Genomic DNA, 12,929 nt, shown 5'->3' with positions numbered 1-12,929 from the left:
GAGTATTAGATATTTAGTACTGATTGTTCAGGAGCCAGTACTATTGTGATGATGAATTATCAGCTGTACAGCAGTTAATCAATGGCTCTTTTACAATCGCATCTAGCCCAACTGATTGTAAAAATTTTTGCCAATCCATCTTAACTTTTGAATTATTTGGCTCGGCACGATGTAGCTTTACCAAAGTAGTTAGCGCTTCGTGCCAAATCCCTGCTTCTGCATAGAGAGTAGGCAACTTTCCCTCCGATGCTTTTGCTAAAGCTTGTGATAAGCGTAATTCTGGCTGAGTACGTTCCACCCAACCATCTACACTTGGGTTTCCACCCTCGTCTTCAGCATCACAAACAACTGTCAGCTTCCAGCGGTAAGTTTTACCTACTGCAAGTGCAGGCGCACTATCAGGAAGAGTAAAGCTAATAATTCCAGGTTTACCCGGAAGTCTAAAAGATGTTTCATAAAATACGGTTTGATTTTTATCTGTCAGGATGGTCAACTTGGCTGTTTTAGTCACAGATGTCGGTACATGCCAGAAAAATGTTGGATGTTTAGCAAATGTTAGCCCTAACTTATTTGGAGGTACTAGCGGAGTTATTTGTTTGTTTCTTGATATGCAAGAAATACTACGGGTTGAACCACCAGCACTTACAGGAGGGTTTCCCCGCTGTGGTGGTTTAAATCCCTGGCTAAGAAGCCAAGTTTTCTTGGTATGCTCCGTCTGAAGTTGTATTTCGTGTCCTGCGAAAGCAGAAAGTGTAACGCAGTTCAAACACAAGGGTAAAAAAAAGGCTACACAATATAGCGATGGCTTAATCCATTTCATGTTGATATAGGGGTAGGGGTTAACTGCCTAAGTTAAGTATTCCCAAAAGCAAACTCAGATTTTGCATTCAACTAAAAACTGTGGATTTACCATAATTACGGCTGACCAATCAACAGAAAAGCGGCCCAATCAAATGGATCCGGATGTTGTTTCATTGTGGTCAACATGGCTTGACGCAATGCAATGGCTTTATCAGGCTGACGTTGCATGTTGCGATAGAATTCAGTCATCAGTGAAGTAGTTGGGTTATCGGGTACTGACCATAAAGAAACTACGACACTGGGAACTTTTGCATTAACGAACGCGCGAGATAAACCAACCACCCCATCTCCAGTAATTCTACCTCTCCCTGTGTTGCAAGCGCTAAGAACAACTAATTCATTGTTCAATTTAAGATTGAGAATTTCACTGGCAGTCAGGATACCATTTTCCTGTATCGAGGTTTGACTTTGGGATGTAGGATCGGGAGCAAGGGCAATTGCTCCTGGTATTCCTAATCCACTAAAGTCATCCAGCAATCCGTGGGTTGCTAAGTGAACTACGCTTGAATTGGTCATCTGTTGCACTACTTCTGATTTATTAGCGTTGGCGCCAATTAGCGCTTTGGCGTTGAAAAGTTGGGCAATAGCTTTGGCTTCTTCCTCAGAACCGGGTAGGGGAGATAATTGTTCGGGTGGTTCCCCTACCTCAGTTACAACTTTTGGCATGGTTGGATTACCGACAATTAAAGCGGAGGCAGAATTCTTGGTTGCTCTCTGCTTTCGCAGTTGGTATGTGAGGTCTAATACTTGAATGGAAGGGGCAAATGAAATTGTGTGCTTTTCAATTAAGAATTTGCCTGTGGCATCTTGAAGCGCGGCAAAAGGGGCTAGAAAAAGTGATCTATGAGGTATCAAAACGACATGGGCATTTGCATCTTGAGGAAGTAAGTCGGCAACGGGCTGAATTAATAATTGCTGAAGTTTAAATAAGGGGTTGGCATCGGTTTGAGATGTGTTGCTGTTCCCACCAAAGCTGCGATTTCTCTTTTGGAGGAAGTTACGACTTTTAGTGACTAAATCACTTAGTCCTTTTGGATAACATAACTGGGGGTTTTGGCACTGCCACAAGGGTTTTAAGTCTACTCGACGTAGTGTTACATTGCCTGTAGGTTGAACTACCCAAATCAAAAGTTCAGATTCGCGCGTTTCCAGTTTCCCCTGAACTTTGAAATTTCCTGGCACGATGGAATATTCTACTAAGGTGGCACGCTGATTTTGAGCAATTTTTTTAATTTCAGCAATCGTTGGAGAAGCAAGAGGCTTAGAAAGTGGCTCTTTTTTGTCAGCAACAGAGGAAAGACTGCGAGCAAGTAGTTCGGCAAAAGCGCGCGCACGTCCCCGTTCGGAAATTTCTAGAGCGGCTTCAGGTTGATTTTGGTTAACTAGAACTGATTGCAGGTTACTGTAAGGTGCATTTTGAGTTTCAAAAATGGAGATTTTGAAGCTATCATTGCTGCCAAGTCTGGCTCGCAGAGACTCCCAAATTTCAATTGCCTCTCGCAGGGTTTTGTCTGCTCCTGTTAAATTACCTGATTGAACCCTAACAGCTGCGGCATTAATTTTCGCAATACCTTCTTCCCGGCGATTGCTACGCGAGGAGGCATACTGAAAATACTGCTGATAAGCCTCTAAAGCTTTCTCGTTATTACCCATCTGAAAGTATGCAAGTCCTTGATTGCCGCGAATGCGATATAAAATATCGGCATCTCGTAACTTATTCCAAGTAATTTTCCAGGCTTCCTCATAGAGTGAGAGCGCTTTATTATAATCTCCCTGTGAATAAGCTATCCCTCCTAAATTTGCCAGTGCTAAAGTTTCCGAGCGTAAGTCTTTAAATTCGCGCGCGACCGCTAAACGTTGCTGCTGATAATTGGCAGCTTCAGCATAGTCACCTTGGGTTTGATAAATAACCCCCAAGTTTCCCAGAGCCAAGCTTATAAGTACACGTTCCTTAATTTTCTGAGCAAGGGTTAAAGCTTGAGAGTAATAGTCAATTGCTTTCTTAGATTCTCCCAATGCTTGATAAACAATGCCCAAATCGTTTAAAGCTTTTGCTTCTCCTGCTTGGTCTTTAATTTTTCGAGATAAAGCTAAACGCTTTTGGTGAAACGTAATTGCCTGCACGTACAAATCAGCTCCATAATAAGCATTCCCTAAATTACCTAATGCTTGAGCTACTTGAGACTGTGTAGTATTACTATTTGTACTAAGAGATTGAATTAACCTCCAAAAGTCATTTAAATAAGCTATCGCCTCCGCGTAATAATTCCCTTTTTGGACATGTGCTAGTCCCAAATTTCCTAGAAGCATTACTTCTAATTCTGAGTCTGAGTTTTGTTTAACAATTTCTAATCCTTGTTTATAGTAATCAATCGCGCGGTCATATTCGCCTTGAAGATGACGGGATAATCCTAATGCTGCTAAGGTTTTGGCAATTTTACGAGGTTCTTTACTCGCACGTGCTATATCTAAATCAGACTCAGAGATAGATTCGTTTTGCAAACCATCAAGCGAAAAGTAAGCAATTCCAGTATTGCTAATTCGTTGTCCCTCCCATTGTAGGTTCTGAAGAGGTTGATAAAGGGTAAGTACTTGAGCTTGTTGATTAGTTTGTGCTGGCTTGGTTTGCGGACTTGTTGCTTTACCCAAAGATTTTGCCAAAGAGTCTTTAGTCAGAACTGGTTGCCATGCAAGTGTTGGTATCAAGCCAAGGGTTAAACAAAGAGTAAAAATATTTTTTTTAGGAAACATAATATCAAATAAGAAACTAGGGATTAGAATAACAGAACATCTTATGCTATTTTTTTAATCCTTGCCCCTTTCTATGATTCAATTCCGACCGTGCGAAGTCAACATACTAAAAGGCGCATAAACTCTCCTTAATTATTCGTAACAAACCAAGCGCTTTTACTAACGCTTGGTATAGCGAGGGGAGTGCGTGGTTAATAATATACCGTACAACTATTACTATCTCCTGACAATTTATACTGGGTGCTTATGCTGGCTCCGGGTTTTTGAGGCAGAAGCTGATAGAAAAAATTGTATAAAAAGTAACTTAATTAATTTGCGTAAGCCTACGAAAAAACATTCAAGCTAAAAGCCTTGATATGCCTTAATTTGAAATAGATAATTGAGCGTATCTTCATCAGCGAATTAAATGATTGTACTTATAGTTTATTAAGCCTTAACTTTCTATCAATTTTATACTAAGCAAGATTCTCGATGCGATTTTAGCAATCTATAGCTTCAATAAAGAGAGTAGTATCTTGTAAAAAAAAATGCAACTACTTTCAGAACCAGAAATGCCAAATACAACAGAATCCCACATTCTCACCCCAGATAAACAACAAACCAATACAATAGAATCATTTTCTGTTCAACAACGTTTACAAATGATTGGTGTAATAACTCATTTAATGATGAGTTCTCCACTGCACCGAAAATACAATGTCGCAGATATTGCAGAGCGATTTGTTCCAGCTTTAATTCACAATCAATTTCGGTATTACGAAATTAACGGTAGACCAATTGGATTTGTTAATTGGGCATGGTTAAGTGATGAAGTTGAGCAAAAATTCATGACAGCAGAATATATTTTGAATCTTGATGAGTGGCAGGGTGGCAACAACTTATGGTTTCCTGAATTTATTGCCCCATTCGGTCACGCGCGTTTGATTGTCAAAGACTTACGTACAAATATATTACCCAAAGGAACACCAGCAAAGTCCTTCAAAATTCATCCAGACGGCAGCTTACGTTCTATTTATTATTGGACAGTATAAGTTGTCTACTAATCTTTTTCAAACATTTTGTTTTAATTCATTAACTTAATTAGTTGGGAGATTTGTCATGGGAAAAGTAGTAAAAAAAGTAGTAAATGTAGTAGAAGATGTCAATAATGCCGTTAACCCCTTTTATAAAAATGGTGGTAGTGGCAACGATGATTTTGCAATCTACGGTGCTGGTGCAGCTTACGGAAATGATGGTAATGACACCCTTAAAGCCTATGCACTTTACGTTAAGCTTGATGGTGGCTCTGGTGATGATACTATCAAGTCTTACTCAGGTAGGTCTGACCTTTACGGTGGTTCTGGTAACGACAATATCGAAGCTTGGGGAATATCTAATTATATAGATGGAGGTTCTGGCAATGACACCATTAAAGCCTATGCGGCTTCCAATCAAATTTATGCAGGTGAGGGCTACGATACAATTTATGCCTATGGTGGTTACAACAAAATAGATGCTAATGACGACGGACTTGCTGACTATATCTACGCAGAAGGTGGTTACAACGATATTGATGCTGGTTGGGGTAATGACACCATAACTGCCTATGGTGGTTACAATGATATAGATGCTGGAAACGGCAATGACACCATCACTGCTTATGGTGGCTATAACAAAATTTATGCTCGTTCTGGTTCTGACACAATTAAAGCTTACGGTGGTGGAAACGTAATTGATGCTGATGATGATGGTAATGCTGATACCATCATTGCTGAAGGTGGCGCCAATATTATTGATGCGGGTAGTGGAAATGACACTATCACAGCAAAAGGTGGCTACAACGATATAGATGCTGGAAATGGTAACGACACCATTACTGCGGAAGGTGGCTATAACAAAATTTATGCCCGTTTTGGCTCTGATACGATAAAAGCTTACGGTGCTGGTAACGTAATTGATGCCAATGACGATGGACTTGCTGACAATATTTATGTTGAAGGCGCCTACAACGATATTGATGCTGGTTCTGGTAATGACACGATTACAGCAAAAGGTGGCTACAACGATATAGATGCTGGAAACGGTGATGATACCATCATTGCTGAAGGTGGCACCAATACTATTGATGCGGGTTCTGGTAATGACATAATCACAGCTAAAGGCGGCTATAACAAAATTTATGCTCGCTCTGGTTATGACACAATTAAAGCTTACGGTGCTAGTAATGTAATTGATGCCAATGACGACGGACTTGCTGACAATATCTACGTTGAAGGCGCCTACAACGACATAGATGCGGGTAGTGGAAATGATACGATCACAGCTAAAGGTGGTTATAACGACATTGATGCTGGAGACGGCAATGATACCATCACTGCTGAAGGTGGTTATAACAAGATTTATGGTGGTTCAGGAGATAACCGCATCACTGCTTATGGTGGGTACAACAAAATTTACACAAATGGCGACAGTAATTCTAATGTTATCAAAGCTTATGGTGGCGGTAATTATATTCAAGGCAGTTCCAGCAAAACCTTTTCAGAAAATGTACTAACTGGATATATAACTGAGTACAAAAATATTGGTTTTTTACGCATTCCTATATCTACTCCTGTGTATACTACAGTACAAAGAGTATACAATGGTAGCGATGATATCTACGCAGAAGGTGGCGCCAATATTATTGATGCAGGTTCTGGCAATGACACCATCACAGCGAAAGGTGGCTACAACAATATTGATGCTGGAGATGGTAATGACACTATTACTGCTGAAGGTGGCTATAACAAAATTTATGCCCGTTCCGGCTCTGATACGATAAAAGCTTACGGTGCTGGTAATGTAATTGATGCCAATGATGATGGACTTGCGGACAATATTTACGTTGAAGGCGCCTACAACGATATAGATGCTGGTTCTGGTAATGACACTATCACAGCAAAAGGTGGTTACAACGATATTGATGCTGGAGACGGTAATGATACCATCACAGCTGAAGGTGGCTATAACAAAATTTACGCTCGTTCCGGTTCGGATACGATAAAAGCCTATGGTGGCGCCAACGTAATAGATGCTAATGATGATAATAATGCTGACAATATCTACGCCGCAGGTGGCGCCAATATCATTGATACTGGTTCTGGTAGTGATAATATTGAAGCCTATGGTGCTGCCAATGTCATCAACGCTAGCAATGGCAACAATAAAATCATCGCAGGTGGCGGTGCCAACGTAATTAATACTGGTTCTGGTAACGACGATATAGAAGCTTACGGTGGCGCTAATGTCATTAACGCTAGCGACGGCAATAATAAAATCATTGCTGGTGGTGTTGCGAATGTAGTTACTACAGGTTCTGGGGCTGACAATATCATTGCGGTTGGTGGTACTAACGTAATTCAATCTGGTTCAGGAAATGATGAGATTGTTGTTGGTGGTGGGCTAAATGTAGTTCTCTCCGGTTCAGGAAACGACAAAGTTATAGCTGGTGGTGGCGCCAACGTTGTTTATGACTCTGACGGTAACAACGAGATATATGGACTTGCTGCTGGCAACGTATTTGTCAAAACTGGTAGTGGTACTGATACTATGGCTGCTATTGGTGGAGCAAACGTTTTTGCCAAGATTGGTAGCGGTAACACCAATATGTATGCTGGTGGTGCCTACAATATTCTCACCAAAGTTAGCGATAGCTACGACAAAGATACCATGATTGCCGTAGGTAAAGGTAATTTACTAACCCAAGTAGGTCATGGTTCCTCGACAATGGTTGGTGTTGGTTTATACAATATATTGACATCTTGGGGTGATAGTAAAGACCTTATTGTTGGTGTGGGTAAAGTCAATGCCATGATTGGTGGTGGCGCCGATGATATCATGGTTGCTGCTGGTATGGGGAATATTGCTTTCGGTGATTCCCTAGGAATGACTTTGAATGGTTTTGGTTCCAGTGAAACCAAGAATGCAGGTAAAGATGCTAAAACCGATAAAATTAACGCTGGTGTAGATTGGAAAAATGCTGGTAATGTTGACACAACTAAGCAAGTCACCGGAAATGATGTGATTGTCACCCTTGGAAAATATAATGCTGCTGTAGGTGATGCAGGAGCAGATATTGTTGTTGCTGGGGGACTCTATAACTTTGTTTATGGAGATAGTTTAAATAAAGGTTGGACTTTAGATTCGATTCAAATTCCTGGTGTTAGCGATTTACTTCCTGGTGTTGATTGGAATTATATCGCGAGCTTAATACCAAATGTTAATTTTCAAGTTCCAAGTATTGATTTTAACTTGAAAAATTTCAATTACAAGATTCCAGATATTAATTTTAGTCTTCCAAATGTCAATATCCCCGGTTTTGATTTCACTCTTCCAAATGTAAATGTTCCTAATCTTGATTTCAACCTCTCAAATTTCAATATTCCAGATATTGATTTGACGAATTTGTTCAAGATAAATATTACAGGTTTAGATTTTCCTAGTTTGAGTTTGAGCTTAGATCAACTTCTTGGTATTGATATTAACGTTGATATCCCAGATTTGAGTTTTGATTTAGACTTCAACTTCAATCTTACTGATTTTAATTTCTCTTTAACTGATTTTGGTTTTGGTTCTTTTTACGTTCCTAAAATTTCTTTGCCTAGTTTCAGTTTACCTAGTTGGGAAACACCAAGCTTTACTATCCCAATAGTAAATTTTGATATTCCTAGCTTAAATATTCCTAATTTGAGTCTACCCAGTTTGTCTCTACCAACTATTTCTCTGCCTAATTTCTCTAATTTTTCTTTCCCTGATTTATCGATACCTGGCTTATCTTTACCCAATTTATCCAATTTACCCAATTTACCTAATTTACCTAATTTTGACTACACATCTCGATTCAGCTTTGATTTCTACAACGGTAACGGTGATATTCTTGTCGCAGCAGGTAAACTCAATGTTGTTGGTGGCGCCTTGGGGGATGACATTATTATCAGTGCTGGTCAAAATAATGTCATGTTTGGCGGTGCTGGTAACGACTTAGTATTTGGTGCTGGTCAAAATAATCTGGTACTAGGTGATGAAGGTAACGACCTGATTCTCAATGCAGGTAAATCTAACTATATTCTCAGTGGTAGTGATAACGATACTATCCTCGCTGCTGGACAAACTAACGTTGTACTGGCTGGTAGCGGCAATGATATTGTGGCATCTCTCGGTAAAAGCAACAATATCCTCGCTCAAAGTGGTGATGATATTGTTATCGGTTTAGGTGAAAGTAACCGAGTTAGCGGTGGTGATGGTAACGACGTATTACTCGCTGGTGGTAAGTCGAATATCTTCCTCGGTGGCGCCGGTGATGACGTTATTGTCGGTATTGGTCAAAACAACACCATATCTGGTGATCGTGGCAATGACTGGATTATTGCAGGAGGAAGTAACAACAAGGTTCTCGATTTCTTTGGCAATAATACTGTTGTTAGCATTGGTTCAAGTAATAGAATTTACACCTTCGAGGGCAATGACTTTATCTTTGCTGGCGGTAAGCAAAATTCTGTTAATACTGGTAATGGAAATGACATTATCCTTGCAGGCGGTCAGAAAAACTCTGTGAGCGCTGGTAACGGAGATGACATTATCGTTGCTGTTAGCCAAACTAACATTTTAAGTGGTGGTAATGGTAGTGACTTAATTTTTGCTGGTGGAAGCAAAAATATTATTTATGAAGAAGGTTACTTGAACCATTTAAATTATGGCTCAATTGAACTTCCTAGCACCGATGACTTTATCCCTGATATCCCCTCTGAAATAAATATTGAAAGCTTTTTCCCAGATGTTAACTGGAATCGCTTAAAAAATATTGACCTAGGCTCTTTGGAATTACCAAGCCTATCAAATTTTCTCCTCTCCTCCGATAGTACAAATACTAGCTTTGACCTCAACTTCAACTTAAATTTTTCTGATTTTGACTACTCTTTAGATGAGTTTGGGTTTGATTCTGTCTCAACTTCTGCTGATATTTCTATACCCAGCTTCAGTTTACCTAACTTAAGCACATTAGATAAAAGTAGTACTAACGATATTCAAACCCTAAGTTGTACACTATCAAATCTTTCCCTTCCTAGCTTTAGTCTTCCTGACTTCTCTTCGCTTAAGTTATCTTTACCTAACTCGTCAAATCTTACTCCCAACTTATCTCAATTCAACTCTAATTACTTCCTGAATCGATTCAAATTTAATTTCTACCAGGATAACGGCGATATTATCGTTGCGGCAGGTAAACTTAATATTGTTAGCGCTGCATTAGGAGATGACATTCTAGTTAGCGCTGGTAAAAATAACGTCATGTTAGGTGGTGCTGGTAATGACGTAGTATTGGGTGCCGGTCAAAATAATGCTGTACTAGGTGATGAGGGTAATGACCTAATATTTAGTGCTGGTAAGTCTAACTACATTCTTGGTGGTAGCGGCGCCGATACTATCCTTGCTGCTGGACAAACTAACATCATAGCTGCTGGTAGTGATGACGATATCATTGTTGCTCTCGGTAAAACCAACAATGTTCTAGCTCAAAGCGGTAACGATATTGTCATCGGTTTAGGTGAAAGTAACATAATTAGTGGTGGCGATGGTGAGGATGTTCTACTAGCTGGCGGTAAGTCTAATATTTTCCTCGGTGGCGAAGGCAATGATACGATTTTTGGTATCGGTAAAAGCAATATTGTCTTCGGTGGTAATGGCGATGACTGGATGCTTGCAGGCGGAAAATCCAATTACTTCATTGATTTCTACGGTCAAGAAACGGTTGTTAACATTGGAATAGGAAACAAAATATACACCTTTGCTGACAACGATACTATTTTCTCTAATGGTATTAACAACAAAGTCTATACTGGTGAAGGTGATGACACTATTACCGCTACCGACATTTATAGTAAATTTAATGCAGGTAGTGGTAATGACTTAATTAATGCTGGTGGTTATTACAATACTTTTGATGCTAGCGATGGTGATGATACTATTATCAGCGATGGTGAGAATAACACTATCAAAGGTGGAAGTGGTAGTAATATGTTCTTTATCGGTGGTAACAATAACACCTTCATTGGCGGCACTGGCTATGATACCTATAGCCTAGAGAAGTGGAATACTGATGGTTCTTTAGCTGGCAAACTTACTGCTTACATTGACAACCAAGGTGATACGGCTACAACTGATACATTGACATTTGACTTCTCATACAGTACAAATAATATCACCTTCAAGCAGTTTGGAGATTTAGACCTAGAAATAAGCATTCTTAATGCTGACCAAACAATTATTCTGCAAAACTGGTATGCGGATGAAAGCCAACGTATTGATACCTTCCAATTTAATGATGGTTTTAGCTTGCAGCAGGATAAAGTTCAAGAGTTAGTTAAAGCTTTTAGCACTGATAATATTACTGAGGGTAATGATAACGAGTTTAAGCTTTATCAAGAATCTAAATCAGCTAAGTTTTATTTGTGGGGTCAAGATAGTATTTTTGACAGCACTCAATCAACATATGTTATTACCCACGGATGGCAAAGTGATGGAGTCACAGCTACTGACTTTATAGATTTAGCTGAATCGATTGCAGCATACAATCCTAACGCCAATATTTTCTTAACTGATTGGACAGATTTGGCCGATAACTACAATTATATGGAATCTGCCGATGACACAGCCATTGTTGGCAAAGAGCTAGGGGAATTCTTAAGTAATTTAGGCGTTAATTCTACCAATACAACCCTTATCGGTCACAGTTTAGGCGCCCATGTGAGCGGTATTGCTGCCGACACTTACGATAGCCTAACTGGTAGTGCTTTGAATACAGTTATAGCTCTCGATCCAGCAGGGCCATTGTTTGAGTATGGATTTAAGGAAGAGTCAGAACGACTTGATGCCACAGATGCAAACCATGTTATTGCCCTACACTCTAGTAGCCTTCTCGGTTACGACAACACCCTTGGTAGCTTGGATGTTTACTTAAATTGGAATGATACGTTTCAAGCGGGTCAGTCAAGTTTTATTGGTAATCACACTTACCCAATTGAGTTGTTGAGTGATCTTTACCAAGGTAGTTCTTATGCTCAGAGCAATGGTTCAACATTTGCATTAAATGACTTGTTTACCTTGGGAGGCAGCCAGTATATTAACACCACATTAGTTAGTAATACTACACTGGTTTAATGAGAAGAAGAGTCAATAAATCATCGACATGAAATTTATCTACTTTGGCACGCTTGAGACTCAGGCGTGCTTTTTTTGTCTTGCATTGAAGAGTACTACTTTATTTGCGACTGAGCGCTTCCACCGCAAAGTTTTCTAATCCCACCGACTTCAATAAACTCTTCCATTCTTGTGCTATTGCTGTATCTTGAGAATTCTTTAAGCGCAGTTCTGCTAAAGTTGTTAAGGCATCGAACCAAATGCCATTTTCAGCATAGAGTCGCGCTTGTTTATTTATAGGTGTTTGCTTTAGCTGTTGGCTCAATTTAGTACTGGGGTTAATACGCTGTATCCAGCCATCCACCACGAATAATTCTTCCTCTTCTAAATCTTTTGGTTTCACTTTCGCTTGCAACAACCAATGGTATATCCGATTGGGCTTGAGTGCTGGAGCGGTGGCAGGTAGCTGCACGCCGATAATGCCAGGTTTTGTAGGAACAGTGGCAGGCATCTTATATAGGGAAATACCTGCGTCATCCTGCAACACAAGTTCAATAGTGCTACATCCTCTAGCAAAAGGTATATAAAACCAAAAGGTGGGTCGTTCGCGCGTTGTTAATCCCCAAACGTCTTGGTCTTTCTGAGAATTATTAAATGAGGGGACAAGGGCAGTTAAGGGAGTCTGGCTGCGGAGACACTCGCCTCGACTGGCGCCTGTTCCCCGTTTTCCTGGCGCCCCTCGACTGGGAGGTGGAGGAGGCTGATACTGGGCAATCAAATTAGTTGGCAGATTTGCCTGTGCTGCGGTCATAGCACTAGTATTAATAAATACGAGTAAGGCGATTAAGCTCAGAGTCTCCGGCGTGAATTTATTAATCATTTTTTTCGTTTCGTGCTAACAATTTGATAACAATAAAAGTGCTGCCACCACTGCCAAAGAGGGCAAGCACAGGGGGAATCAAAGGTATCCAGCAACCAAGCCAAATTAACAGCCCCAAACAACTAATGTATATGGTAACAATAGTTACTATAGCAGCAAAACCGGATAACTTTGGTTGTCGTAGCAATCCCAAAAAACTACCCGCGATCGCCCAAAGCAAAATCCAAATACCTTCTCCCCAGAATGGCAATACCGAGAGTAGTGGGCGCCCATCTAGGGCAGCACT

The 12,929-nt window shown here is 40.2% G+C and carries 5 protein-coding genes and 1 pseudogene; 2 read left to right on the top strand and 4 right to left on the bottom strand.

All coding sequences use genetic code 11. The features are described from left to right. Positions 1-40: 40 nt before the first annotated feature. Both AC2JBO_RS04930 and AC2JBO_RS04925 read right to left on the bottom strand, forming a co-directional pair. Entirely contained in the window at positions 41-820 is a 780-nt protein-coding gene (locus AC2JBO_RS04930; RefSeq protein ID WP_496952515.1) for a DUF928 domain-containing protein, read from the bottom strand. A gap of 95 nt (positions 821-915) precedes the next feature. Beyond that, positions 916-3,612 (bottom strand): CHAT domain-containing protein, encoded by a 2,697-nt coding sequence (locus AC2JBO_RS04925; RefSeq protein ID WP_496952514.1) that lies wholly within the window; start codon positions 3,610-3,612, stop codon positions 916-918. Between the two features lie 527 nt (positions 3,613-4,139). Here AC2JBO_RS04925 and AC2JBO_RS04920 point away from each other — a divergent pair. Together AC2JBO_RS04920 and AC2JBO_RS04915 are read left to right on the top strand one after the other, a co-directional pair. Beyond that, positions 4,140-4,643, top strand: coding sequence for a toxin-activating lysine-acyltransferase (locus AC2JBO_RS04920; RefSeq protein WP_496952513.1), 504 nt, complete (start codon positions 4,140-4,142; stop codon positions 4,641-4,643). 67 nt (positions 4,644-4,710) lie between these two features. Continuing rightward, entirely contained in the window at positions 4,711-11,784 is a 7,074-nt protein-coding gene (locus AC2JBO_RS04915; protein WP_496952512.1) for a calcium-binding protein, read from the top strand. Positions 11,785-11,884: 100 nt separating this feature from the next. On the opposite strand, the gene AC2JBO_RS04910 is transcribed toward AC2JBO_RS04915, so the two are convergent. Then, entirely contained in the window at positions 11,885-12,643 is a 759-nt protein-coding gene (locus AC2JBO_RS04910; protein WP_496952511.1) for a DUF928 domain-containing protein, read from the bottom strand. Next, positions 12,636-12,929 (bottom strand): annotated as a pseudogene (locus AC2JBO_RS04905) (CHASE2 domain-containing protein); the annotation flags it as partial. The pseudogene AC2JBO_RS04905 and the gene AC2JBO_RS04910, both read right to left, overlap by 8 nt.

This window comes from Calothrix sp. CBUCES-K 9914 (assembly GCF_059640475.1).
This window is presented reverse-complemented; position numbering and strand designations above follow the sequence as displayed.

What these genes read in the sequence shown, in the direction of transcription:
- AC2JBO_RS04910 (WP_496952511.1), bottom strand. Translation starts at nt 12,643, where the DNA reads ATGATTAATAAATTCACGCCGGAGACTCTGAGCTTAATCGCCTTACTC.
- AC2JBO_RS04925 (WP_496952514.1), bottom strand. Translation starts at nt 3,612, where the DNA reads ATGTTTCCTAAAAAAAATATTTTTACTCTTTGTTTAACCCTTGGCTTG.
- AC2JBO_RS04930 (WP_496952515.1), bottom strand. Translation starts at nt 820, where the DNA reads ATGAAATGGATTAAGCCATCGCTATATTGTGTAGCCTTTTTTTTACCC.
- AC2JBO_RS04920 (WP_496952513.1), top strand. Translation starts at nt 4,140, where the DNA reads ATGCAACTACTTTCAGAACCAGAAATGCCAAATACAACAGAATCCCAC.
- AC2JBO_RS04915 (WP_496952512.1), top strand. Translation starts at nt 4,711, where the DNA reads ATGGGAAAAGTAGTAAAAAAAGTAGTAAATGTAGTAGAAGATGTCAAT.